General features: G+C 69.6%; 21 protein-coding genes and 1 pseudogene. 13 read left to right on the plus strand and 9 right to left on the minus strand.

The window, feature by feature from the left end:
• Nucleotides 1–8: 8 nt before the first annotated feature.
• Complete coding sequence (locus tag ABZ404_RS25230; protein ID WP_358832131.1) at nt 9–752, minus strand: DUF4097 family beta strand repeat-containing protein; 744 nt, start codon at nt 750–752, stop codon at nt 9–11.
• Between the two features lie 505 nt (nt 753–1,257).
• Here ABZ404_RS25230 and ABZ404_RS25235 point away from each other — a divergent pair.
• A pseudogene (locus ABZ404_RS25235) lies at nt 1,258–1,641 on the plus strand (hypothetical protein); the annotation flags it as partial.
• A gap of 307 nt (nt 1,642–1,948) precedes the next feature.
• On the opposite strand, the gene ABZ404_RS25240 reads toward ABZ404_RS25235, so the two are convergent.
• The 3 genes from ABZ404_RS25240 to ABZ404_RS25250 form a co-directional block, all read right to left on the minus strand.
• Nucleotides 1,949–2,995, minus strand: coding sequence for a hypothetical protein (locus tag ABZ404_RS25240; protein WP_358832130.1), 1,047 nt, complete (start codon nt 2,993–2,995; stop codon nt 1,949–1,951).
• A 30-nt stretch (nt 2,996–3,025) separates the two neighbouring features.
• Nucleotides 3,026–5,029 (minus strand): DNA/RNA non-specific endonuclease, encoded by a 2,004-nt coding sequence (locus ABZ404_RS25245; RefSeq protein WP_358832129.1) that lies wholly within the window; start codon nt 5,027–5,029, stop codon nt 3,026–3,028.
• A gap of 195 nt (nt 5,030–5,224) precedes the next feature.
• Nucleotides 5,225–8,596 (minus strand): hypothetical protein, encoded by a 3,372-nt coding sequence (locus ABZ404_RS25250; protein ID WP_358990909.1) that lies wholly within the window; start codon nt 8,594–8,596, stop codon nt 5,225–5,227.
• A gap of 466 nt (nt 8,597–9,062) precedes the next feature.
• Between ABZ404_RS25250 and ABZ404_RS25255 the strand changes: the two genes are divergently transcribed.
• The 3 genes from ABZ404_RS25255 (at nt 9,063) to ABZ404_RS25265 (ending at nt 12,773) form a co-directional block, all read left to right on the plus strand.
• Entirely contained in the window at nt 9,063–9,578 is a 516-nt protein-coding gene (locus ABZ404_RS25255; RefSeq protein ID WP_358837323.1) for a hypothetical protein, read from the plus strand.
• Between the two features lie 112 nt (nt 9,579–9,690).
• The gene (locus ABZ404_RS25260) at nt 9,691–10,842 is read left to right on the plus strand and encodes an RICIN domain-containing protein (RefSeq protein WP_358837324.1); all 1,152 of its coding nucleotides are present in this window, start codon (nt 9,691–9,693) and stop codon (nt 10,840–10,842) included.
• 107 nt (nt 10,843–10,949) lie between these two features.
• On the plus strand, nt 10,950–12,773 hold the full coding sequence (locus ABZ404_RS25265) for a trypsin-like serine protease (RefSeq protein WP_358837325.1): 1,824 nt from the start codon (nt 10,950–10,952) through the stop codon (nt 12,771–12,773).
• Between the two features lie 256 nt (nt 12,774–13,029).
• Here the strand turns inward: ABZ404_RS25265 and ABZ404_RS25270 are convergent, their stop codons facing one another.
• From ABZ404_RS25270 to ABZ404_RS25280, 3 genes are all read right to left on the minus strand, one after another.
• Complete coding sequence (locus ABZ404_RS25270; RefSeq protein ID WP_358831173.1) at nt 13,030–14,511, minus strand: MFS transporter; 1,482 nt, start codon at nt 14,509–14,511, stop codon at nt 13,030–13,032.
• Between the two features lie 672 nt (nt 14,512–15,183).
• Nucleotides 15,184–16,461 (minus strand): hypothetical protein, encoded by a 1,278-nt coding sequence (locus ABZ404_RS25275; protein WP_358831174.1) that lies wholly within the window; start codon nt 16,459–16,461, stop codon nt 15,184–15,186.
• Nucleotides 16,462–16,663: 202 nt separating this feature from the next.
• On the minus strand, nt 16,664–17,413 hold the full coding sequence (locus ABZ404_RS25280; RefSeq protein WP_358831175.1) for an NAD(P)-dependent oxidoreductase: 750 nt from the start codon (nt 17,411–17,413) through the stop codon (nt 16,664–16,666).
• Between the two features lie 858 nt (nt 17,414–18,271).
• On the opposite strand from ABZ404_RS25280, the gene ABZ404_RS25285 reads away from it, so the two are divergent.
• Nucleotides 18,272–18,649 (plus strand): peptidase inhibitor family I36 protein, encoded by a 378-nt coding sequence (locus ABZ404_RS25285; RefSeq protein WP_358831176.1) that lies wholly within the window; start codon nt 18,272–18,274, stop codon nt 18,647–18,649.
• A gap of 170 nt (nt 18,650–18,819) precedes the next feature.
• Here ABZ404_RS25285 and ABZ404_RS25290 read toward each other — a convergent pair whose 3' ends face one another.
• Complete coding sequence (locus ABZ404_RS25290) at nt 18,820–19,131, minus strand: EthD family reductase (protein ID WP_358831177.1); 312 nt, start codon at nt 19,129–19,131, stop codon at nt 18,820–18,822.
• Nucleotides 19,132–19,231: 100 nt separating this feature from the next.
• On the opposite strand from ABZ404_RS25290, the gene ABZ404_RS25295 reads away from it, so the two are divergent.
• The 7 genes from ABZ404_RS25295 to ABZ404_RS25325 all read left to right on the plus strand — a co-directional run bounded on the left by ABZ404_RS25295 (nt 19,232) and on the right by ABZ404_RS25325 (nt 23,494).
• Nucleotides 19,232–19,531: a hypothetical protein gene (locus tag ABZ404_RS25295; protein WP_358831178.1), complete on the plus strand. Its 300-nt coding sequence runs from the start codon at nt 19,232–19,234 to the stop codon at nt 19,529–19,531.
• A gap of 119 nt (nt 19,532–19,650) precedes the next feature.
• On the plus strand, nt 19,651–19,947 hold the full coding sequence (locus ABZ404_RS25300) for a helix-turn-helix domain-containing protein (RefSeq protein WP_358831179.1): 297 nt from the start codon (nt 19,651–19,653) through the stop codon (nt 19,945–19,947).
• An 81-nt stretch (nt 19,948–20,028) separates the two neighbouring features.
• The gene (locus tag ABZ404_RS25305) at nt 20,029–20,595 is read left to right on the plus strand and encodes a carboxymuconolactone decarboxylase family protein (RefSeq protein ID WP_358831180.1); all 567 of its coding nucleotides are present in this window, start codon (nt 20,029–20,031) and stop codon (nt 20,593–20,595) included.
• Entirely contained in the window at nt 20,595–21,464 is an 870-nt protein-coding gene (locus ABZ404_RS25310; RefSeq protein ID WP_358831181.1) for a PhzF family phenazine biosynthesis protein, read from the plus strand. The genes ABZ404_RS25305 and ABZ404_RS25310 overlap by 1 nt, the downstream gene beginning before the upstream one ends.
• Before the next feature lie 24 nt (nt 21,465–21,488).
• Entirely contained in the window at nt 21,489–21,725 is a 237-nt protein-coding gene (locus tag ABZ404_RS25315; protein ID WP_358831182.1) for a hypothetical protein, read from the plus strand.
• Between the two features lie 72 nt (nt 21,726–21,797).
• Nucleotides 21,798–22,256: a hypothetical protein gene (locus tag ABZ404_RS25320; RefSeq protein ID WP_358831183.1), complete on the plus strand. Its 459-nt coding sequence runs from the start codon at nt 21,798–21,800 to the stop codon at nt 22,254–22,256.
• Nucleotides 22,257–22,738: 482 nt separating this feature from the next.
• Nucleotides 22,739–23,494 (plus strand): dienelactone hydrolase family protein, encoded by a 756-nt coding sequence (locus ABZ404_RS25325; RefSeq protein ID WP_358831184.1) that lies wholly within the window; start codon nt 22,739–22,741, stop codon nt 23,492–23,494.
• 153 nt (nt 23,495–23,647) lie between these two features.
• Here ABZ404_RS25325 and ABZ404_RS25330 read toward each other — a convergent pair whose 3' ends face one another.
• Complete coding sequence (locus tag ABZ404_RS25330; RefSeq protein WP_358831185.1) at nt 23,648–24,313, minus strand: nitroreductase; 666 nt, start codon at nt 24,311–24,313, stop codon at nt 23,648–23,650.
• Between the two features lie 360 nt (nt 24,314–24,673).
• Between ABZ404_RS25330 and ABZ404_RS25335 the strand changes: the two genes are divergently transcribed.
• On the plus strand, nt 24,674–25,246 hold the full coding sequence (locus tag ABZ404_RS25335; protein WP_358831186.1) for an RICIN domain-containing protein: 573 nt from the start codon (nt 24,674–24,676) through the stop codon (nt 25,244–25,246).
• Nucleotide 25,247: the final 1 nt, after the last annotated feature.

A 25,247-nucleotide genomic window follows, 5' to 3' on the forward strand; every position in this document is an offset into this window, starting at 1 on the left:
AAGGTCGGTCACTGACCTGCGGACTCCACAGTCAAGTCACCGTTCGTCGTCGACAGATCCAAGCGGTACTTGCCCGACGGGTCGTTCCTGAAAGCCACCCTTTTCTCGCCATGGGAGTCGTTCGCCGCGATCTGGTAGCCGGCGGGCGGGACCGTGACCGTGAGACTGCCGCTGGTCGTGCGGGCCCTGATGTTCTGCGGGGTGGCTGTCTGGATCGTCACCGCGCCGTTCGAGGTCTGTGTGTCGATGCCACCGCCCTTGGCGTCCTTGACACTCACGTCACCGTTGGACGTACGCAACTTCACCGGGCCCGTCGTCTTGTTCACCACGATCTCGCCGTTGCTCGTGTGCACATCGACCATGCCGACATCGGTGAGTGTGACACCGCCGTTCGAGGTGCCCCCCGTCACGGGAAGACCGGCGGGCACCTTGACGACGTAGTCGACGCCGCAGCGCTTACCGCAGCCAGAGAGCGTCAGGACGCCGTTCTCGACACGGAAGGAGGTACCACTTGGCCGGTCACCATGGTAGTTGACCTTGCGGTGCACAGAGGTCGTTGTGCCCCTCGCCGAGGCGTCCACCTTGACCCCACCGTTCCCGGTGTCGAGGCGAATCGCGGAAATCTTCTGGTGCACCGCGGCATCGTCCTCGAAGGTCTTCTCATCCTTGAGGGCCGAACACCCGGAGAGGCCTCCGGCCGTGACAGCGGCCAAAGCCGCTGCTGCAAGGAGACGCGTCTGGCGACGTCGCATGAAGTTCCCCCGTCTGGAGCGAGTTGCATCGGTGATCAGTCACCGCGACTCTACGCGGCCACAGTCCCGCCTACGCTGGGGAAAACCCCCCACTTCCCGGCCCGGGCCGACCCCTACCGAGACACCGCCACCGTAAGACGACACCTACATGTCCAGCACCGGGCAGCCCATCAACACCGCCATGGAGCAGCCGAGATCGGGGGCAGCTCGTAGGAGGCGGTCGGCAAGGTTGTGGATGACTTCCATGGCCAGGAGCAGATCATCCCCATGCCCACATTCTGCGGTGCAGGGATACCTCCGGGATTCGGGCGTGCCCGTCTGTACCGGTGCGGGCCGTCTCCCCGTCCCGACTGGCGGTAGCCGCCCGCAAGGACGACAGACGTCCACTGGTCCTCGCCTATCTGGCGGCGGCCGCGCGGGAGGTGGGGGCGGCGGTGGGAGGGGGTGCGGCGCAGCCGGGGCCTCGTGAGCGTGGCGCCGGATCAGGCCGCGTACTCTCGGCTCCGTGCCCCGACATCCGAAGAGGCCCCGTCAACTGATTGCCGACGGGCGCGCGTATCTGTGGACGCTCCGTCACACCCACAGCGTGGCGGGCAGCGGCCGGTCATGCTGCGAGACACTGACGCTGTACCCGCAGCCGGCCGGCACGGGAGGCCCCCTGCGCATCGTCTTCACCGAAACCCCTGGCCGGTACGTACCGGGCGGGGCTCCTCTGGGCTCTGGAGACGTGGGGTACGTCCGGGGCGCCTCCCTGAATCTGCACGAACCCGGCGCCGTCCGAGCCCTGCTCGACGCGGCGTCGAGCGCGGGGTGGCAGCCGGAGGGGCGACGGGCGGTGGAGATCGACGGTTGGTCCCTGCTGGAGGCGGCAGCCGCCGTTCGGACCGGGGCCATGGACACTGCGAACCCGCAGCCAGGTCCGTGCGGGGCCGGCCATGAGGCGCGACGCCACCACGCAGAGGGAGATGGCCATCCGTGATCTGCACCCGCGCCGGCGGGTACCAGTTCACCACCGACCCCGATAGCGGGACAGGCGGACTACCTCGCACCCTGCGCCCGGGCGCCGCCCGTGATCAGGGCGAGAGCGTAGGTGAGGGTGCAGGCGGCGGCGGGGATCCACTACCCCGCCGCGCCGACGGCACCGGTGTCCGCCTGCACCGAGGGCGCGGCGGTTCACGGCACGTCAAGAAAGGCCGCTACTGGATGAGTTCGAGGTGGGGATGGTCGGGCGACACCGGGCAGACGTGGAGCTGGAGGTCGTAGCCGCGGGCCAGGTCGAGCATCGTGGGGTTCCACGGCTGGGGGTCGGCAGGTGTCTGCGCCGACCGGGCCCGGTCCTCGTCGGGAATCCAGCTCTCCGAACTCGGGTCCCATTCCGCCGAGGCGATGGTGAGCAGCGGGTCCATCGCGCTGGCGCACACCTCGCAGACCCGGGGAACCGGGTCGGTCAGACCCCACCGGGTCCAGCCACCGACCTTCCAGCCGGGCGCGTGGGAGACCTGGTCCATGTAGAACTCCTCCGGGGCTGAACGGTAGGAGCTGTCCACCGCCGGTCCGGCTGCCTGCCAGACGTGCCAGTCGCTCAGCGCCTGCTGGTCCTCCTCGTCCAGTTCGAGGAGGTTGGGGTACTCGGTGACCTGCTCGGGCGCGAGCAGGCACGGTCGCGGAAGGTAACCGGGGAACTGGACCGCGGAAGGCTCGGGCGGCGCTGCGAGAACATCGTTGATCTTGGCGGCCGACCGCCAGTACAGCGCGGTCCTGGGGTGTGCCGGGTGGTCGAAGGGACACCACAGCACCTGGAGCAGGTCGGCGTCGACCCCGCCGGGCGGCCGCAGCAGAGGGACGTCACGTACGTACAGCTGGGCCACGGGCAGCAGGGGGACGGGGGCGTCCGGCCAGGGGCGGCCCGCGGTGATGTGCTGGTCGATGGCGCGTTCTTCGGGGGTGTAGCGCTCCATCTCGGCGATGCCGGAGGGGCGGTTCGCCACGGCGGCCCTGATGTGGCGCTGCTGCCGTATGTCCTGGGGCGAGAGCGCGGGGTTGACCCGGTCCCACACGTGCGGGCCCTCGCAGTGGGGCCAGGGCTCGTCGGCGGGCCACAGCAGCGGCCCGCCGACGGAGCTGTCGTGCGGTGACGGCGTCCCGGGGTGCGGGTGCAGCCGGGTCGCCGTGCGTGCCAGCGGGGCCAGCCGAGGGAAGAGCGCGGTGACGTCGAGCGGCCGCGCGGGGGTGGTACGACTCATGCTGGCTCCCGATGGCGTGAGCGGGTGGGACTAGTTTCCGAGGTTGTGCTGGCCAGTATCGGCCTTGGTGTTGGGGATGTAGACGTCGGGGAACAGCGGCTGCGTGGTGCCGTCCGCCCGCTGCACGGTGGCCTTCATCGTGACTCCCACCGGCACGGTGCTGGTGGCGTCCAGGTAGGTGGGCGTCACTTGGTAGAAGATCGCGTCGTTCGCCCCGAAGTTGTTGTCGTTCAGCAGGGTCTGCGCCTCGTACTCATAGGTGCGCATGCTGGGGGTGCCGGTGTTCATGCCCACCTGCCAGCAGGGGACGAGGTTGTCCTGGCCGCCGTCGCGCGTGCGCCCCTTTCCGCCGAGGATGTTGGCGATCAGGTGGCAGCGGGCCAGTCCGTACGGTGCCTTGGTGCCCGGTGCGGCGAGCGGGCGGGCGTAGATCTGCGCGTCCTGCCAGCCGGTGATGTCACCCGAGGCAGAGGTGCCCTTGCCGGTCTGCTTGCCGAGGCAGGCCTCCGCAGCGGTCGGCCTGGTGCCCGCGACGTCGGGGGTGGGGGTGTTCTTGTTGCGGTGGGCGACCGCTTCGGTGGTGTTCTTGATCCACCCGTCGCCGTTGGGGAGCGCGCCGGACGGCGTGGTCTGCAGGCAGGCGCCCTGCGGCTGCGAGGTGGTGCTGGCGATGTCCAGGGTGAACTGGTCGGCCTCCAGCACCCGCTGGTTGGCGTAGCCCTCGGCGAGCTGCGTCAGGGCGGCCTTGTTGTCGCTCTGCGGAACGTGGGCGCGAACGCACCGCTTGCCGGGGTCGGCGCCGCCGAGGTCGTAGATGTCCCAGCCGCCGCCGCTGGCGTTGGGGATCACCTCGGCGCACTGGGCGCCGTCGGTGCCGCCTTCATGGGTGGACGCGAAGGGGAACTCGCCGCAGCTGTCGTCCGGAACGAGGTCCGACCTGTCCTGGAAGGGCTGTGAACCCCCGCAGGTGCGGGCGGTGCGGTCGGCGATCCCGCTGCGGGCGCGGGTCAGGGGCTTGGCGCGGCCCCAGCCGTCGGTGAGGTTCTGCTGCGCCCACAGGTATCCGGCGGCGGCCGCGCCCGAGGTCGAAGTGCTCATGCTCACGACCGGCATGACGCTGGGCACGACGCACCCGGCACCGGGAGTGGTGTCGGGGACGCTGGTGTCCCGGACGTCGTCGTCGCAGCGGACCTTCTCCGGGTTGTCCCAGGAGGCGTTGGGGTCCGTGGCCTGGGCGCCGGGGGCGGTGACGTACAGCTTGTACGACGTGGTGAAGTCGACCTTGGTGCCCGGGGCGGGAGAGGAGGAGTACGACACGTCGCCGCTGACCGACTGGCCCGTGGTCAGCTGGCCCCCGTACCAGGGGGCGGCCTTGACGACCTTGCAGCCTGTCGAGCACTCGGCCCGGAACTTCGCGGTCAGGGTCGTGACCGCCCCGGTGGCGCCGGTCATGGCGACGGTCACGTTCTCGTTCCACGTCGTGCGTGCGGCGGGCAGGAGGGCGCTGCTCGACACGTTCAGCGTGCCGGTGCCGACCACTTTGCCGTTGGTGTCCTTGAGCGTGTACAGCACGTCCAGGCCGTTCACGCAGTAGCCGAACCGGCTGTACTTCCACGTGCCGCGGGTCGCGATGGCGCAGCTGCCTTCGTTGGTGGCAGCGGCGGCGGCCTGCGGCTGGACGGCGGCCCGTGCCTGGCGCCGGGGCTGTGCGGCCGGCTTGGTGCTGGTGGTCACGCAGGCCTCGACGGCGCCGGCCCTGCGCTCGCGCGAGCCGGCGAGCGTCGGCTCGCACCGCTCGCCGGAGCCCGGCTTGACGGGGAGCGTCCTGGTGGGGGCGGGGGCCGGGGAGTGTGGGCGCCGGTCGATCCGGCCCACCTTGGGGTGGGACGAGGAGCCCAGCGCCGTGCCGGTGGAGGCATGGGGGGCGGTGCGTGCCGGTGCCGCGTGGCCGTCTGCCGCGGCCGTGCCGGTCGCGGTGAGGGTGAGGGCGAGGAGGACGCCCGGAAGGATGCGTCTTGCGCGTGGTGAAAGCATGGTTTCTCTCGGTAGGAGCACGGCCCGCGTGGCCGTGCTGGAGACCGCTCCCCCGTGCCCGGGGCGCCCGTGGCGCGCCGGAGCGGGGCAGGGGGAGGCGGGGCGGCGGGAGAGCCCGGGAACCACCGGGGTCTCCCGCCGCCCTGGTGCGTGACCGTCCTCAGCGGGAGGAGGGGCGCGGGGGCGGGGTGGGGGTCAGGAGAAGACCTTGACGATGCCGGAGACGACGTCCTCGGCGACCTTCTCGACCTTCTTGACGACCGGCTTGGCCACCGAGGCGGCCCGCCCGCCGCCGCGGGTGACGAGCTGCAGGGCGCTGCGCCCCGCGGCGGCGGCGAACTGGGCGCTGCCGAAGCCGTATTCGATGCCGTTGGCGAGCGCGCTAATGCCGGAGGCGACGGCGGACACGCCGAGGCAGACGGCGGCGATGCTGCCGAGGACGGGCGCCGCGGGCCAGAACACGCAGGCGATGCCGAAGCCCGTGGCCAGGAGGCCGGCGGCGACACTCACCTTGTCGGCGGTGTCGGCCCACCACTTGGCGTCGTTCCACCACTCGTCCTTGCCGGGCTGGTTGCCCGGCTGGCTTCCGCTCCCGGGCTGGGTCCCCTTCGGGTTGACCTGGTCGTTGGTGGTGGAGTTGGAGGGGTTGCGGTTGGCGTCCCGGTCCTTCTGGGCCTGTTCGGCGGCGGCGCGCGCGGCCTCCTGGATCTCGGCCGTGCGCTTGTCGGCCGCCGTCTGGCGGGCCTCGGCGGCGGCCGCGGCGGCCGTCTTGGCGTCCCGCCCGGCGGCGAGCTCGGCCTGGTGGGCGTCGGCGGCGGAGGCGGCGGCCGCGTAGGAGGAGGCCAGGGCGCTGCGGGCCGCGTCGATGGCGCGGTTGGCGGAGTAGTTGGCCGCGCGGGAGGCTCCCTGCGCGGTCGCGGCCGCGTCCTTGGCTTTGTTCGCCGAGGCCTGGGCGTCGTTGGCGGACTTGTCCGCAGCCGTGGCGTGGTCCTGGGCCTGCTTGGCGTAGCTGTCCGCCGCGGTGGAGGCGTTGATCGCCTTCTGGGCCCACTCCTGGGCCTTGGCTCCGGCGTCCCGTGCCTCGGCCGCGACCTGGGAGGCGAGCGCGGCGTCGCGCTGTGCCTCCTGGGCGATCTTGGCGGCGGCCGCGATGGTGGCCTGCATGGCGGCGGAGTGGCTGAGGGAGTCGAAGTCGAGCTGGGCGGCCCGGTACTGGACGGACTCCACGAAGCGCCGTCGCATCCAGGCGGGGCCCTCCATCGCCACTTCTCCGTAGGCCTTGGCGTAGGCGTCGCCGGAGGCGATCACCTTCATGGTGGCGACGGCGTCGTCCTCCGCGATGGCGTGGGCCAGGTCCTCGTCGAAGAACTTCTGCAGGGCTTCGGGGGTGTTGGCGTTGAGCGCGTCGTTGGCGGCCTTGGTGACGGTCTTGCCGGGCTTGGAGTTGAGGATCTTCAGGATGTTGACCCGGTTGTCTTCCGCCCGGGACTTGATGACGCCGCCGGTGTTGAAGTCCCCCTGGGCGGGCACGCCCCCGGCGAGAGCCTGGACCGCGGCGCGGGCGACGGCCGGTTCGGAGACCTGCGCGATGAAGAGGATGGTCTCGCGGTCGTCCTGGGCCTGGGCGAGCTGGCGGTCGAGGTCGATCCAGGAGTAGACGTCGTCGTCGGTGCCGGCGAGGGCGAAGCGGGCGGCCTGGCGGGTCCACGTGCCGCGGGAGTCCAGCAGCGCGGTGGCGGCCTGGCGGCCGAGGGTGGCGGCGACACCGAGGTTGTCGCTCTGGAGGGCCTGCTCGGCCCGGGCTATGAGGTCCTTGGTGGCCTGGGCGGTCTGCTGGGCCTGGGTGCGCTTGTTGAGGGCCTCAGCGCGCTCGCTCTTGTCGAGGAGGGCGAGCTGGGCGGCCTCCTTCATGCCCTGGAGACGGTCGGTGGCGAGCATCGCGGCCTCGGCGTCGCGGGCGTTCTTCTCCACGTCCAGCGCGTCGGCGACGGCCTTCGTGGCGAGGTTGGCGGCCTTGACGGCCTCGTCGGCGTACGCCGTGGACTTGTTGGCGAAGTCGATGGCCTGCCCGGCGAACTTGACGGCCTCCTCCGCGGCGTCCGCCGCCTTTTCCGCGTGCGCCGCGGCGGACTTGGCGGCGGCGTTGGCGGCGCGCGCCGCACGGGCGGCGGTGGAGGCCAGCGCCTGGGCGGTGGAGGCCGCGTTGGTCGCCTGGTTGGCGGCGGAGGAGGCGATGGCGGCCTGGCGCTTGGCCTCGGCGGCTTCGCTCTGGGCGGCACCGGAGGCGTTCGCCGCCTGGGCGGAGGCGTTGGCGGCCGCTGCGGCGTTGCGCGCCGCGGAGGCGGCCGAGAGACCGGCGTTGGCCGACTGCTCCGAGGCGGTGGCCGCGTCGTCGGCCGCCTTGGCGGCGCTGTTGGCCTTGGCCACGGCGTCGCGGGCGGCGACGGCGGCGTTCTTCGCCTCCTCGGTCCGCGACGCGTCCTTCGACGCGGCGATGGCCGCGTTGTAGGCGCGGGTCGCGGCCGAACCGGCGGCCGCTGCCGCCTGGGAGGCCGCGGTGGCGGCCCAGGAGGCGCGCTGGGAGGCCTGGACGGCGGCGGTGGAGGCGTGGATGGCGGTGCGGGCCGCGGACGCGGCGCCGCTCGCCGCGGTGGCCGCCTGGCGGGCGGCCTCGGCGGACAGGCGGACGTCCTCCTTGGCGCGCTCGGCCTCGGCCGCGGCCGTCTCCGCCTTCTGCCTGGCCTGCTCGGCGGCCGTCGTGGCGCGCTCCGAGGCCTCGACGGCGAGGTCCGTCTGCTCGCGCGCACGGGCGCTCTCGCGCTCCACGATGGCGACCAGCTGGCCGATGGTGGCGGCCTCCTGGTCGCGGGCCCGGGCGATGTGGACGCCGGTGTCGAGGTACCACTGCACGTCGTCGGCGGTCCCGCTCAGGGCCCGGTTCGCGTACTTCTTGACCTCGGGTCCGGCGGTGGCGAGGCTGCGCAGGATGTCCACCCGGGCGTCTTCCAGGCGGGCGTTGTACTGGGTGGTGAGCAGGAACTGCTCCAGCGCCTGGTCCGTGCCCGCGCTCAGCGCGGCGTTGCCCTCGCGCTTGACGCTCTTCCCGCCGTTGGCCATCACGGTGAGGGTGGTGACCCGCATGTCCTCGGTGATCGAGGAGTGGAACCCGTCCTTGACGAAGGCGGCCACCGCGTCGTCGCCACCGCTCAGGGCCGCGGTGGCGTCGCGGCGGACGCTCCGGCCGCCGTTGCCGAGGTAGGTGAAGGCGGCGACGCGGTTGTCGATGCGCGTCGCGCGCGGCAGCTGCTCCGTGAGGAAGGTGGTGATGTCCTGGTCGGTGCCGCTGAGCGCGTACGCCGCCGCTTGCTTGACCGAACGGCCGCCGAGAATCCAGGCCTTGACGGCCTTGGCGCGGTCGGTGTCAGGAAGGGCCAGGGCGTCTCCGGCCGTCGGGGTTCCGGTGGCGGCCCGCACGGGCGTGGTGAAGAGCCAGGGAGTGGAGAGTGCGGCCGTGCCCGCCGCGACGGCGGTCGCGAAACGGCGCCGGCTCCAAAACGTTTCCTGCACAGAAAGACCTTTCTGGTCTCGATTCCTCGGGGTGAGGACGTATCCCGCCCGGGACATCTCACCGTGGCGGCGGTCGCCTGACTTTATGCGCGGAAAGCGGCCCGGGAACAGCTGGCTGGAACCTGACCCGATACCTCTCGCAAAGATGGCTGGATTTCGACCTCAACTTTTCGCAAAACCGCTACAACCATTCAAGATCGTGACGCAAGTCACGGCCCTGGTGGTGGATTTGTGGGTTTACGCACCCTTTTACTCTCTTGGCTGGATCCCATATGACTGCTTTCATTCAGGGGATCGTCAGCCACCGGCCGACGCCTTCGGAGATCCCCTCCGACGGCGTCGTCCGGCGCTGTCCGGGGGGACGCGCAATACATCGTGGAACCTCCTTGCCCATGTATGCGCGCGTGTTCTTCCAGAGGCGTCGCCGCATGCGGGGAAAACTCTGGAACGACTTCTGAGGACGAAAATGAAGGTACGTAGCACCGTCCTGCGCATCACCGCCACGGCTGCGGCCGCTGGGGCTCTGGCCTGGGCAGTCATCGCCGGTGGGACGAGCGGCGGTGGCAACGGCGACGCCATCGCGACCAAGGCGGTCGCCGAGGACGGACCGGGTTACGCCATTGAGGACTTCGCGTACCCGAACGCCGACAAAATCCTCGCCGAGCAGAAGATCAAGCTCAAGCGGGGTGACGGCCATATCCTTCTCGCCCCCTGCACGGGGGCCCCGGAACTGATGGAGGTCTTCTCGCACCAGAACGAGAAGGTCTGCTTCAAGGTCACCGGCGACAAGGGATACCTGAGCCTGGAGATCCCGGCCGTATTCGGCGTAAAGGGAAACAGCTACGCCGCTCAGGTCGAGATGACCACCGGAACCGAACAGAAGACGTTCCCGGTCGACAGGAACACGTGGACCGCCGTCGGCGAGACCGCGGACGAAAAGGGCCGCGATTTCATGCTCCTGGAAATCCGCACCAGCAAGTAAAGGCCGGCCGACGACGCCCCGCGCCGCCGCTCGTGTGAGCCCGTCGGCCCCTGGCCCACTCTCTCGACGTCCGCGCGGCCCAGCCCGCCCATCCTGTCTTCGAAGGACACACGTGTCTGCACACCGTCCGCGCGCCGCGCGGATCTCCGGCCTGCTCGCCACCTCGGCCCTGCTGTCGACGGGCCTGATCACCGCCACCCCCGCCGCCGCGGTCACCGGGCCCGAGGCCGCGATCGGGGCGCACCCCTACGCCGTCAAGCTGTCCATCGGCACCGACGAGTCCTCCCGCGCCTGCACCGGCGCTCTGGTCGACCGCTTCTGGGTCCTGACCGCAGCGAGCTGCGTCGCCACCACTCCGGGCGCATCCGTGGAGGCGGGCAAGCCCGCCCTCACCACCCGGGCGACGCTCAGCGACGGCCGTACCCTCGACGTCACCGAGGTCGCCCCGCGCACCGACCGTGACGCCGCCCTGCTGCGGCTGGCCACCCCCGTCACCTCGATCACCCCCGCGACCCTGGCCGACACGGCCCCGGCGAGCGGCACCGAGCTGAAGGCCGTCGGCTTCGGGCGCACCAAGAGCGAGTGGGTTCCGGACAAGCCCCACACCGGCACCTTCGCCCTCGACGCCCTCACGTCCTCCACCCTCGCCGTCACCGGCAAGGGCACCGACGTGCTGTGCAAGGGCGACACCGGCGGCCCCCTGCTGGACGCCTCTGGCCATATCGCCGCAGTCAACTCCCGCTCCTGGCAGGGCGGCTGTCTCGGCGCCCCGGCCACGGAGACCCGTACGGGCGCGGTCTCCAGCCGCACCGACGACCTCGCCCCCTGGCTCCAGCAGGTCCGCTTCACGACCGCGTCGCTCCAGAACGCGCACAGCACCCGCTGCGCGTACGTCGGTTGGCGCACCCCCGACAACGGCGCTGCGGCCCAGGCCGTCGACTGCGACCCGCAGTACGCCGACCAGGTGTGGAAGCTGGAGCCGGTCAAGGGCGGCTACCTGATCCGCAACCACAACAGCAACCGCTGCCTCGTGGTGTCCTGGCGCACCCCCGAGGACGGTGCACCCGTCACCCAGTACGACTGCAACGCCGGCTTTGCCGACCAGGTGTGGAAGCTGGAGCCGGTCGCCGGTGGCGGTTACTCGGTGCGCAACTCGGTGACCGACAAGTGCATGTTCGTCTCGTGGCGCACGCCCGAGTGGGGCGCCCCGGTGACCCAGGTCGGCTGTGACTCGCGCTACGCCGACCAGGTCTGGAAGATCTGAGCGGCTCGCCCCCGAAACCCGCGGCGGCCGCTCCCGCGCCCCCGCATCCCCGCGCGGTTCGCGCCCGTGTGCGCCGAAGCCCGCTCCTGTTCGAAGGATCACTCCGCATGCCCCTCCTGTATTCCCGTCTGACGCGGACGGCCGCTCTGGTGGTGACCACCACGGCCGTCACCGCCGGACTGGTCACGGCAGGCACCGCTCAGGCGGTCACCGGCCCGCAGGCCACGGCCGGTCAGCTCGCCTCCGTCGTCAAGCTGAGCATCGGCGACGTGGAGAGCGGCCGCAGCTGCACCGCGACGCTCGTCGACCCGTCCTGGGTCATGACGGCCGCCAGCTGCTTCGCCTCGACCCCCGGCTCGTCCGTGCCGTCCGGCCGGCCCGCGCTGGCGACCACGGCAATCCTCAGCGACGGCACGTCCGCCGAGGTCACCGACGTCGTCGCCCGCGACGACCGGGACGTGGCCCTGGGCCGCCTCGCCGCGCCCGTCACCTCGGTGTCCGCCGCGTCGCGCGCCGCCACCGCCCCCGCCGCCGGTACCGACCTGGTGGCCGCCGGCTTCGGACGCACCGCCACCGAGTGGGTGCCGGACAAGGTCCACACCGGCTCCTTCACCGTCACCACCGCCAACCCGACCAGCCTGGCCATCACGGGCAAAGGCACGGACGCGATCTGCAAGGGCGACACCGGCGGCCCGCTCTTCAACGCCGCGGGCGAACTGGTCGGCGTCAACAGCCGCTCCTGGATGGGCGGTTGCGTCGGCACCAACCCGTCCGAGACCCGCACCGGCGCCGTCGCGGCCCGTACCGACGGCCTGAACGACTGGATCGCCACCGCCAAGCAGCGCCCGGTCGTCCTCAGGTCCGGGGCGACGCTCGCCTCCGGCGCGACGCTGACCTCCGAATACGGCAAGCTCGTCATGCAGGCCGACGGCAACCTGGTCATCTACCACGCCACCGGCGGCGAAGGCCGCGGCGGCGCCCTGTGGGCGTCCGGCACGGGCGGCAACCCGGGCGCGTTCGCCCGGATGCAGGCCGACGGCAACCTCGTCGTCTACAAGAAGGGCGGCGGCGACTCCGTCGCGGACTCCGCCCTGTGGTCGAGCGGCACCTGGGGCCACGCGGGCGCCACCCTGGCGCTGGGTGCAGACGCCAACCTGGTGGTCTCCGAGGTCGTCACCAACGGCAACGCGGGCATGGGCAAGCTCCTGTGGCAGACCGGCACCGGGCCGCGCGGCGACAAGCTCGCCGCCGACACCAAGCTGTTGCCGGGCCAGTGGCTGACCAACGGCAAGACCGTCCTCATCATGGACATCCAGGGCAACGTCCTCATCCGCGAGCTGGCAACCGGCCGTGAGCTGTGGAACAAGACCACCTGGGACTGGTACGCGTACCTGCACATGCAGGACGACGGCAACCTGGTCCTGTACAAGAAGGACGGCGGCCAGGGCAGGGACGGCGTCCTGTGGTCCACGCAGACCTGGAGCGGCGCCGGTTCGTACGCCTCCCTGGAGACCAGCGGCTCGCTCGTCGTGCGCTGGGACTCCGGTGGCGAGCGCTGGGCCAGCAGCTCGTTCCGCGGCCAGCAGTCCGGCCGCTGCCTCGACAGCTACAACGGCAACGACGCCGTCATCTGGGACTGCTGGGGCGGCGCCAACCAGCAGTGGGTGACCACGGCCGCCAAGGAGCTGCGTTCGGGCGGCAAGTGCCTCACCGCCGAGCCCGGCGCCAACCAGGGCTCGCACCTCAAGGTCGTCGACTGCGACGGCCGCGGCGAGCAGAAGTGGAACGTCAACACCGACAACGCCACGATCAGCAGCGCCATCAAGCCCGACCAGTGCGTGAACGTCTTCGGCGAAGCCACCGCCAACGCCTCCATCGTCGGCCTGTGGCAGTGCGGCAACGGCACCAACGCGCAGTGGACGCGCCCCTGACACCTCCCCACCGTGCCGGGCGGCCGAGAGCGTGACGACTCGGCCGCCCGGCACCACCACAGCACTGAGGGCGGGGCCCGGCCGGTAGACGGCCGGGCCCCGCCCTCGGTGTTCCGTGCCGCGTGGCGGTCCGGGGAAGAACCCGTGGCGCTGGGTCGGTGCTGCACGGGGCACGACGAAAGCCTGCCGCGGGAATCAATGGAGGCCAGGGGCGGCGGCGCCCCGGGTGCAGGAACCGCCGCCCGTGGGAAGTGGCTCAGTCGTCGTGGCTGTTCGCGTGCTTGGGCAGACAGAACATCAGCGCCCACATCAGGACCAGGAGGCCGCTGGCCCACCACAGCACGGTGACGAACGCGTCGCGGTTGACCGCGCCATCGCGCGAGCCACCGGTGACGGCGAAGAACACCACGGCGGTCAGCGCCGTGCCCAGCGCGATGCCCAGGTGAATGGCCGTGTTGAACAAGCCCGACGCCGAGCCGGCGTCCTCGTGCGGAACCCGGGCCAGCGACAAATCGGTGAGCGGGCCGGAGACCATACCCAGGCCGAAACCGATCAGCACCACCGGAGCCGTCATCGCCAACAGGGTCAGGTCGGCCTGGCGGCTGTCGACCTGAAGCCCGTAGGTGACCATCGCAGCGGCCGCGATAAGGGTTCCGGTCTGCGGCAGACGGCGAGCGAAACGCCCGGCGGTCTTCGCCGCGACCGTCGCGCCGCCCAGTTCTCCCACGGACAGCAACACGAAGGCCACGGCCGCCTCAAGCGGGCTCAACCCCAGTCCGCGCTGCAGGTACAGCGTCCAGGTCATGAAGAACAGGCCGCACAGCAGGCCGTGCAACAGGTCCGCGGCCATGCCCCCGGAGAACTGCCTGACCCGGAAGAGGGACAGGGTCACCAGCGGAGCCTCGTCCTGCCTGCGCCTCTGGCGGCGCAGGAAGACACCGAGGACCACAACGCCGGCGGCAAGCATCACGAAACACCACAGCGGCCACCCGTGGGCGTGGCCCTCGGTGAGCGGGAAGAGGACCAGGACGATGGCCAGGCCGGACAGCAGCATGCCTGCCACGTCGAGCCTGCCGGCTGTGCGGACGGTCGATTCGGGGATGAAGGTGCGTCCGAAGAGGAGCACGGCAAGGCCGACGGGCACGTTGACCAGGAAGATCGGCCGCCAGGACAGCCCGAACAGGTCGGCCTGGGTGAGCACGCCGCCCAGGACCGGGCCCAGGACGTTGGCGATGGCCAGGACGGCCCCGTACAGGCCGAATGCCTTGCTGCGGTTCTGGCCCTCGAAGGTGACGTGCATGGTCGCCAGGACCTGCGGGATCATCACGGCCACGCCGACGCCCTGGAGCAGGCGGGCGCCGATCAGTACGCCCGGACCGGTGGCCAGACCGCACAGCAGCGAGGCGGCGGTGAACACGATGGTGCCGATGAGCAGAATCCTGCGGCGGCCGAAGATATCGCCGAGCCGTCCGCCGGTGATCAGCCCAACGGCGACGGGCAGGGAGTAGGCGGTGGTCAGCCACTGCACCGCGACCGGCCCGGCGCCGGTCAACTCCTGGATCGCGGGCAGGGCTGTCAGGACGACCGACTGGTCGAGCATGTTCATCAGCTCGGCCGTCAGCAGCACCAGGAGGGCGATCCAGGCCCCCATGGCCATCTTCGACGGTCCAGATGACGGGTGGGTCGGGGTCTGGACGGTGGTGTGCGCCGGCTCGTTGCCGAGCGCGGAGGAAGACACGACGGAAAACTCCTGATCCAAAGGAATCGGGGAGCCCTGCCGACAGCCGCGCCGGGGCCGGAAAACGCGAAACCCGGGGCAGACGGCAGAGCTGCACCCGGGAAGAAAAACTACGGGGATGGGTGACGCAACTCAGGCCAGCGCGACGTCCGCCCCCGGACACGTGCGACAACACAGCACGCGGGGAACACGGACGACTACATGGCCTGGTTAATAAGACGTCACCCCAAAATCGACACTGAAGGAACAGGAAGTCTGGTCACTGTCACCGAAAACTCGGCACAGGAACTCAAAAACAGTACAACATCCGCAGGGCCCCTCGCACACCAGAGCGTGCGCGGAGCCGCCGACCGGGACGCTCACGTGCGCCAACCCGAGCGCTCGCCCGCAAGGCGGGCACGCGGTTCACGAGGGCCGTACAGGCGAGTCCCCTCGCGAGACCCGAACCGAACAGGCGATCTAATTTAAGTGTGGCGCGCCCTGGCATCCCTCCTGCGCGGCACGACCGGAGCACCACGGCTCATGCGGGCCAGTCCCCTGATGAATGTGCCCAGGTCCCGCGTGACGCGAGGCCATCACCAGCTGGCCAGCTCGCCCTGTTCAGGCCGCCGGCCATGCCGGCGGACCGCGTGCCCCAGGCCGTCAGCCCCTGTCAGTGCCGCAGCAGCCCCTTCAGTGCCGCAGCCACAAGTCGCTGTTACCGGCGATGACGGTCGTTCCGTTCGCCAAGGTCGTCACGGCTGCCGGCGGCTGGGAGTGGCAGCCCAGTTCGCCGCGCCGCCATCCTGCCGGGGTTCCGTCCCCTGTCCAGACCGCGCCGCAGTACGTCGCCGGGGTCTGCGGGGACTTTCCCGGCACGCGCAGGCTGCCCACCATGATCGGGTGTCCCTGGGCGTCGATCGTCGCCGCGACGACGCCACCGACACCCATGGCTGTGGTGTCGGTCTTCGTCCAGGTGGCACCATCGGTACTGGTGAGAAGCACGGGCACGTTGGGCTTCGTGGGGGCTCCCGAGATGTCCCCCACGGCGAACCAACGTCCGGCCACCCGAAACGCGCCGTGCATGCGCGTGCCCGTCGGCAGTCCGTTCACGATCGCTCGGGTCCAGTGCGCTCCGCTGTCGGCCGAGTGCCAGACCACCAGAGCGCCGGTGGCTTCCTTGGTGAAGGCGTTCGAGGAGTAGCTGCCGATAGCGATCACCTCCCGGCCATCAGCCGCCATCGGACCGACCGGTGTCCGGCTCCCACTGTCCGTCTCCGCCGGCAGTGTTACCCGGTGCACGGTCGCACCGCGGTCGTCGGAGGCGTACAGGAAGGGTCCTGTGGTGCCCGAGACGGTCTCGCTGCCTCCGATGAGGAGCCGGCTCCCGCTGCGAACCGCCGAGCTGACCGTCCCGCGGTCCGAGGTGTCCGACTCTTTGAGGGCCCAGGGCAATTCGAGATCGGCCAACTGCCGCACCTGTCCGTCGCGTTCGCGGGCACGGATCACGCTGGATACGAAGAACTGCGAACCGTCCCCCCAGTCGACTACCGCCTGGGCCGGCACTCCACCGCCAGGATTTCCGTGCCGCATCGAGTTCGGCACGCCGGATTCGTCCTTGGGGGAATCGGCGGGGTCAGGGTGCAGGGTGAGCTTGGTACAGCCCGCGTTGCCCGACCAGTTGACGGGAACGTACCCGTAGCCGTTCGCATACGTGCCGAAACCCAGAACGCAGTTCCCCTGTCGAGCGAGGAGCTGCAGTCCCTCGCCCGGCGCGACGTAGTCCTCGTCCTTGGTTCCGGGCCATTGCACACTGTCGGCGTAGCGCTCGAACCCCAGCTTCTCGGCTCCGGTACTACCCACTCCCGGCGGCGAGCCGGCCGCCTGCGTGCCGCAGGCCGGCATCGAAAACATCAGTACGGTGACTCCCACGAGCGCCGCGAGGCGCACCCTCCCCCGATGAAGAATCATTGGGACACCCTAGCGGTCACGCCGACGGGCGGCGTGGGGGCGAGAGTGGGACGGCGAGCCTGCCGAACTGCCGACGCTCAGACCGGTGAACGGGCCTCTCAAGGACGACTCCGACGCCGTGATCACAGCCCCCCAGAGATCATCTCAGTTCCCGACGCCGACCCGGTCCCGTTGGCCCTCCCACCTCCGAGGGCCCTATACGTCAGGGCCGAAGGTGTTTGAGGGTGAACTCGGGCTCGGCATAGAGGCCGGCCTGGGCTGCGCTCGGATCGGCTGAAAGATCTCCGGGAATGTCCGCAGCGTGCACTTCGGCGTTGTCGACGGGGACGTAAGCCAGTTCCGTCACGTCGGGGAGTCTCCAGAAGCGGCGGCTGTTGGCAGAGACGGCGTACGCCGTGACGAAGCGGGTGGAGGACGGTGCAGTCAGGGCGGCCCGGATGTAGCCGACGGCATCGCGCGGGCTCAGCCAGGTCGCCAGGTGCCTGGGCTCGGTAGGCAGTGACTCGAAGCTGCCGATGCGCAGGCAGATCACCGACAGACCGAACTTGTCGGCGTACAACTGCCCCAGGGCCTCCACGGCCACCTTGCTCACCCCGTAGAGGCCGTCGGGGCGTGCCGGCTCCTCGGGGCCGGTGAGATGTCCGGCGGGATAGAAGCCGGTCACGCGGTTGCTGCTCGCCAGTACCACCCGCTCGATTCCCGTGCGCCGCGCCGCCTCCAGCACGTGGTGCGTGCCCAACACATTGGCTTCGAGCAGGTCCGGGAGCGGAGCCTCGTCGGGTACGCCGCCCAAGTGGAGCACGCGGTCGGCTCCCGCGAGGGCCGACTCCACTGCGGCGGCGTCCCGCAGGTCCACGGTGTGCACCTCTTCGTTCTCGGCCTCCGCGCGAAGCGGTTCGCGGTCGAGCAGGACCAAGCGTGCCGCCTCGTGTCGTAGCGCCTCACGCACCACGGAACCGATGGTGCCCGCCGCTCCTGTTACCGCCACTGTTCCCAGACTCACTGCGCTCCACCTGTTTTTCGACACCCCCCTTCCATCATGGCGCCCATTGATCCACTCCTCAAGGCGGCGGGGAACTGAGCAAGCAGAGCCGGGCCTCCTGAGCAAGAAGGGGATGCTCAATGAACACCACACCATACTAACGGGACGGTCCTCACTAAGGATTTCGCTAGTTCCGTAGGTGCAGCGGCGTCGAGAGGGTGAGGACGTCAGCGGGCCTTCGGAGCTTGCCTCCGTTGTGTCTCAACTCTCCATTTCACCGTTGATCCGACCGCAGTTGGTCGAGATCGGGCACATACATGGCCGAGCTGTTCAAGCAGAGACGTCCCGGTGCCAAGATCGCACGGATGGTCGTACGACATCGCGATGTGCGAACATGCCTCCGAGACGCGCGATTCGCGGCGAAGCGATCGGCATGGTCCCCGGCGAACCGTTTTGCCAACTGGCGCGAAGGTGAGTGACGCGCTCGGCTCCGACAACACAGTGTTCAGCATTTCTTCATTTGTGCTGGTCAGGGTTCTGGCGTGGGGAGGGTGGCGGCGTGGGCCGTCCCCTGGGCACGTCAGAACATCGTGCGCATCATGCGTCCCTTGTGTGCATTTGCGGCACACAGCAAGTTCAGCAGCGCTATGGCTTTCGGCCATATAGCACCGCGAATTCGCCAAGCCACTCCCCCGTCGGGCCTGGACCACTTATCCACGGTACACGGTAGTTCGCACCTCTCTGCCGACAGAGGGTCGGAGGAAGTCGGGACGAGCGATGCGGATGAATCGACGGAAGGCAGCAAACAGCATGCGTTGGTTGAAAGGCATGAACATCACCCTGGGGCTCGCCGCCGCAATTGCGGTCACGGCACCCACCACGGCCCAGGCAACAGACACGAGCATCAGCTCCTACGACCAGTGCCCCGAGTATTACTTCTGCATTTGGGAGTACGGGAACGCCAACAGGGGTGCGGTCGGGGGGCATTGGGCGCGCTTCTACTACGGCTCGGAGAACTTGGCGAACCCGGTCGATGGCTTCGTCTTCAACGACAAGGTCCGCTCCGTCTGGAACCGCACCGGCGATCGATGGTGTCTGTATGTCGACAAGGAGTGGGGCGGCCCCAATTGGCCCGTGGGCAACTGGAAGGGCAACAGCTCACAGTATGGTCACGCGAACGACATCAGCTCACTGAAGAGGTGCTAGGGAGCTCATGGCACGGTTGCATGTGGCGCGTCGAGGGGCCCGTCTCCGTACGACTGGCTTCGGAAAACAGGCCCATTGCTGGACCGGAGTCATTGTTGTTCGACAACTACATGCGTGCAGAACGGAACGGGCCAGGCGGCGGGCCGCCCGGAAGCCTTCGCCCAGCGGGCTCAGCCGGCGCCGTGTTGCACCGGAAAGTCGATGACGACCGCGCCGCCGGTGGCGTAGTTGGCGACATCGGCGGCCACCTTGAGGCCCTGCGGCGACGATCTTGCCGCGGTCATTGCGGCAGCGTCAGCGAACTCGGCTTCGAAGACCGCGAAGTACGGCGCCTGTCCCTGCGTCGCTGACACGTCGAAGCTGTAACGCCACGCGAGCAGGCCCGGCAGGCGCTTCACCAGCGGGAGGTGAGTGGTCACGTAGTAGTCGCCGAAGTGATCACAATCGGCGGGCTCGGGATACAGGACCAACAGCTTGTGCATGAGAGACCTCCGTTGAGCAGGGGGCGAGCAAGACATTCCGGAGACGCCTCTGGCGGGGCCGTCATCGGTGCGCCCCTTCCCGCCAGTCGGTGATGAGGGTATGGGCGTCACTGAGGGAGTCGGCGCGGTGGTGTGCGCCGACGACTTCTTCGTCAGGGATGTCCAGCGGTTCAAGGGTGGGTTCGCGCTTGGTCAGCGCGCGGCGGACTCGGGTGCCGTAGACGTCGTAGACATCGCGGACAGGGCAGGCGCACTCCAGCGCCGAACACACTCCGAGCGCCGGCCGTCGGCGCACGACGTCCGGTTGGTGCCGTCCCCGATCGACAGATCCATACCCGTTTTGGCGTACAGCGCAGTGCGTAAGCGCCTCACGACGCCCTCCCTGTTGCTTCGGAAATAGAATCACTACACGGGACGGTAGTGTATCGAATATCGAAGCATCAAGAGGGGTGGCGCAGCGCGATGACAATGCCCAGGCCGGGTCGGCCGGTACGCGGATCGAGTACCGGGCGTCCCCTCATGGCCGCCCTCGACCTGTTCGGCCGCCGCTGGAACCTGCGCATCGTCTGGGAGCTGCAGCACGGGCCCGTCGGGTTCCGCGCGCTGCAGCAGCGCTGCGACAACATGTCCTCCAGCGTCCTGCGGCAACGGCTGACCGAGCTACTTGAGGCCCATGTCGTCGCCCAGCAGCCGGACACGAGCTACACGCTCACCGATCTGGGCATCAGTGCCTGCCAAGCACTACGCCCGCTCGCCCGTTGGTCCGATGCGTGGGCCACGGCCCTGGACGAGGACGGCGAAAAACCGGTCCCGTGAAGCACCACCTCGGCACCACCTCTGGCGCTTCGGAAACAGAATCACTACCGTGCTTCTGAATCCGAATCACCTGGAGGAGCCATGGCTCGTATCCCAGCGCTCGAACCGCCGTTCACACCGGACGTGGGGGCACAACTCGCCACGATGATGCCCGCCGGAATGCCCCCTATCGGCCTGTTCCGGACGTTCGCCAAGAACATGCCGATGACCGTCGCGATGAGCCACTGGGGCAGGTATGAACTCGGCCGCGACCTGTCCATGACACTCCGCGAGCGGGAGGTCGTCATCCTGCGTACCTGCGCGCGCTGCGGCTGTGAGTACGAGTGGGGCGTCCACGTGATGGTCTTCGCTCAGCGTGCCGAACTCTCACCGGCCGAGGTCACCTCACTCACCTGCGGCTCCTCTGACGACCCCTGCTGGACGGCCGACCGCGAAGCCATGCTCATCCGGTTGGTGGACGCCCTGCACGACTCGTGCGACGTCGACGACGAACTATGGCGCTCGGCGCGGGAGTTGCTCGACGAGCGGCAACTGCTCGACGTGCTGCTGCTGTGCGGGTGGTACCACGCGATCTGCTTCGCCGCGCGTACCGCTCGCGTCGACCTCGAGCCCGGCGCTCCCCGCTTCGCCGACATCACCGCTGCCTGATGACCGGCCCGCCGGTAGCAGTGGTCAACGCCTGCACCCGCGATGGGCAGGGCGGCAGTCCCACCGCAGTCGTGATCGACGACGCGACCCTCACCGACGAGGACCGGCACGCCACCGCCCGCAGGACCGGCACCTCCCACACCGCGTTCGTCGACACCAGCACAGCGGACACCCCCATGGTGCGCTTCTTCACACGCGCCGGAGAACTCACGAACTGCGGCCATGGCACCATCGCCGCGCAAGCCGTCCTGCTGCACCGCAGCGGGGCCACCGAGCACCACGGTCGCCAGCGCACCGCAGGCCGCACCTTCGCGACGACCGCCATCCGCCGTCGCGAAGGCGTCGAAGTCTGGTTCGAGCAAGGCATCATCACCCTGGCGGACCCTACCGACGCCACCGGCGGCGGCATCATCGCGGCCCTCGGCCTGCAACAAGCGGACATCGCCACCGGCGTACGGGTCGCTTCGCCCGGCACGCCACGCCTTCTCGTCCCTGTCCGGGATCACTTGACGCTGCTATCCATGCAGCCCGACTTCGATCGGCTGGCAAGCGAGTGCCGCCGACTCGGGTATCTCGGCTGCTTCACCTACGCACTCTCGCCGACCGCGGAAACGGCCGCAGAGACGGCCGCAGCCCGCATGTTCGCCCCGGCGATCGGCGTCACCGAGGACATCGCGAACGCCAACAGTGTCGGCTGTCTCGCGGCCCACCTTCTACAGACATCCGGCAACGGTGACATCGAAGTCCACCAGGGGGACACGCTGGGGAGACCGTCATCGATTTCCGCCAGCGCGAGACACACCGACTCCGGCATCGTCGCCAGGATCGGCGGAGTAGTCGGCTTCGGCCTGCCCCACGTTTCCGGCTGAACCATCAAGCGTGCAGCGGACACCATGCCGGTGCTGGCACTGGGCATCCTCCGCCACGACCGCCACGAGGACTCGACAGTCACCGTGGGCCTCAACAGCCTGCGCCTGCACCTGCTGCCCGATGCCGTCCGCGGCCCCCCGGGCGGCGCACCCGCCTGTCGCCGCCTGATCCGTCAACTCGGTGTCCTGAATGGGGCGTTGTCGGCCCGCTGCCGCACGGTTTCAAGTCATTCACGTGAGGATCACTTGATCTTCACGTGACATGTGCAATATCACATGTCACGTGAGTCGTTCGGATCCGCCCGACGGCCCCTCCTTACAGGGAGTTCAACCATGAAGCGTTCGTCGTTCCTCACTGCCGCAGTCGCAAGCCTGAGCCTCACCGCCCTGACCCCGGCAATCGCTGCCGCCGCCCCTACCCCCGCCAGCGCCACCGAGACCGTGGTCTCCTGCGGCAACTCCGGCCTGCAGTCCAGCCTTTCGACCCGTCTCTGCGCCGAGGTCTCCGGCAACACCGTCACGTTCGTCGGCAAGGTCGGCCTCGCCGGCCCGCCCTCCCCTGGCAGCCCCGCCCCGGCGCCGAAGGAACTCACCACCACCTTCACCGCCACAGTCGACGGTGCCCCGCTGCCGAAGGTCACCAAGTACGCCCTCTTCAACAACACCAATCTGGACGTCCCCGGCCTGAGCGCCAACGTGGCCTGCGGCTCCACCATCCGCGCCACCTTCGGTGTCGCCAGCTACCCCTGGACGGCGCGACCGGTCTCCCACGAACTGACCCTCACCTGCTGACCCTCCCCCGTGACCGCCGGGGCTGACACCAACGGTCCGCCCCGGCCCCCACGCGGCAGCACCATGAATGGCATCAGCGCCCGCCCGACGGACCGAACCGACCGCATTCTGCCGACGCGCGGCGCGTGCTCGCCCTGCTCACCCGGGCGTACGACCCGAAGCGCGACGTCGACTTCACCCCCCCGCTTCGCGCAGCAGGTCCGGACCACCGTCGGCCTCGAGCCGGCCGCCTGAACCGTAAGGCTCCTGGCTGGTGTTGGTGACGCCTCTCAGTAGGCCGGGGCCGGTATACGCCACAATCCTGGCGCTGGGATCTGCCCTCCACCGCCCTGGCCTGGACAGGAGGTCCGATAGCGCTGCCGTGGGAACGGAAGTTTGCGGCCCTTTTGAGCCATCGCCGGCTTTCAGTGGGACATCCGCGCTGTTCTGCCGGCGGTGAACCTCAGCCCGACCGGGCTCGACGATCACTACAGTCCAGTTCCATGACGACGATCACTACACGCCCGGTCGAGTACCCGGCCGACGGTCTGACGATGATCGGGCACCTCGCACTTCCGGCAGGCGTCGACCGCCGGCCCGCGGCTCTGCTCGGGCCAGAAGGCATGGGACTCAGTGACGTCGAGCGCCGCCGGGCCGATGCTCTCGCCGAGATGGGATACGTAGCGCTGGCCTTCGACCTCCACGGCGGGCGCTACTTGGGCGAGCCCGAGGAGATGCTTGCCCGTTGCATGCCGCTGCTCGCCGACCCCGACCGAATGCGAGGCATCGGCCACGCGGCGCTCGACGTGTTGCGCACCGAACCGCGGACCGACCCCGACCGGATCGCCGCCGTCGGCTACGGCACCGGGGGCGCCATCGCGCTCGAACTCGGGCGCGACGGCGTCAACTTGCGCGCGATCGGGACAGTCAACGCAACTACCACGGGCCGACCGGGCGAGGCGGCGCACATCCGCTGCCCAGTGTGGGCCGGCGTCGGGTCGGAAGACCCGATCATGGCGCCCGCGCAACGGAACGCGTTCACCGCCGAGATGCAGGCGGCAGGCGTCGACTGGCGCCTCACGGTCTATGGCGGCGCATTGCACGCCTTCCACCACCCACCGGTCGACCACCCCACGGTCCCCGGCGTCGGCTACCACCCGCAGCACGCGCGGCGAGCCTGGCGCGACGTCGTCGACCTGCTCTCCGAGTGCCTGCCCGTGACGGAGGACCGGGTCAGTCCAGGCTCGGCCACCCGCTGACGTGACGGAACGCGCGGCGGCGGCGAGTGGTCTTGTCGACGCCTTGCCGGACGTAGCCGACGGGTACGGCGTCCACAGGCCAACTACGGTCCCCGGTGCTCCGGTTCGCGGTCACCCACTCGGCAGTGTCCTGTCGATCTCGACTACCAGCGGTCACCCTCCGACGAAGCTCACCGTTTCCCTCATGTCCGCCCGCGCGGTACGTAGCCGTGGAACGCCTTCCTTTTCACATCCCACGGAAATGCCGCAGAACAGCACGAGCTCATCCTCGGCGCCCACTGTCCGACTGACGGTCTTGCGGAACATGGTCCACATCACCTGGGGGCAGCTGTGCAGCCCTTCCGCCCTCAGCAACAGCATGACCGTCTGCAAGTACATCCCCGCGTCACCCCACTGTCCGGGCCCCATCGCCCGGTCGAGGTAACAGAACAGGACGACCGGCGCCCCGAACGCCTGCGAATTCAAGGCAGCGATCTTCCGGGGCCGGTCGGGGTCGTCGCGCTCTATCCCCAGGGCTGCGTACCGCTGAGCCGCCGCAGCGGAGAAGCGGTCCAGATACGGCGACGTCAGTTCGTCCGGGTACATCGGATACTCCCGCTCATCCCCCACCTCGCCCGCCAGTGCCCTGGACGTCGCGTGTTGCTTCAGCTCGGCCAAGGGTTCACCGGTCACGACGTACACACGCCACGGTTGGAGGTTCCCACTGGACGGAGCCCGCGTCGCCGCAGTCAGCACGCGTTCGAGCACCTTCCGGGGCACCGGCTCATCACTGAACGCCCGCACGGCCCGGCGACTGCCCACGGCCTCATACACATCCACGTTTTCACGTCCCCTCGTGCAGTCCGGCCCGTCCAGCGTATTCAGCGGCCAGCACGAACACCGCAAGAGCCGGGACGATGTCCCGACGATCAGTCCCCCCACAAACGGGGCGGAGCGGGGGCGGGGGCGCACCACCCTGTGCGCGCGCAGGGTATCGCCGCGACCGCCGTCCGGCACCAGATGCTGATCCGGATCAGCCGTGCTTCCCTGGTAGGGACTGCCGCACCGCTATCGGTGGGCCCGTCGGCTGGAGTCCGTCAGCTGGAGTCCGCCGCCACCGTCGCAGAGCCTGGAGCAGGCCTGCTCGACGAGCCGATTCTCTTCCTCACCTCCCTCGCAGGTCACGAGAGGAGCGCCACCATGCGCAAGCACAATCGGACCCGCCGTCTTCTGACGGCCTCGACAGCTCTTGTCGCCGGGGGCATCATGCTCTGGCCCGACGCCGCGGCCGCACGCCCGGTCTCTCCCGACACCGTGGCAGGGATCTCGGGAGATTACCAACTCGTCAACGCGCAAACCGGCAAGTGCGCGACGGTCGCGGGCGGCGTCTCCACCGAGAACAACGTCAGGCTGGTCCAGTACAACTGCGACACACATCCCTCCCGCCGCTGGTCCATCGGCCGCAACAACGGCAATGGCAGGCAGTTCGTCAATGGGGAGACCCGCAAGTGCGCGACAGTCGCAGGTGGCGTCTCCACCGAGAACAACGTCGAACTCGTCCAGTACAACTGCGACACACACCCCTCCCGCCGCTGGTTCGTCACCAATTGGAACGGCAGCTCGTACCAGCTCGTGAACGCGCAGACCCGCAAGTGCATGACCGTCGCCGGGGGCGTCTCGACCGAAAACAACGTCAGGCTCGTCCAGTTCACCTGCGACACGCACCCGTCACGCCGCTGGATCCTGCGACCTACGGGCGCGCCCCTCGACTGAG

This window comes from Streptomyces sp. NPDC005878 (assembly GCF_040629815.1).
In the GTDB taxonomy this organism is placed as follows: Bacteria; Actinomycetota; Actinomycetes; order Streptomycetales; family Streptomycetaceae; genus Streptomyces.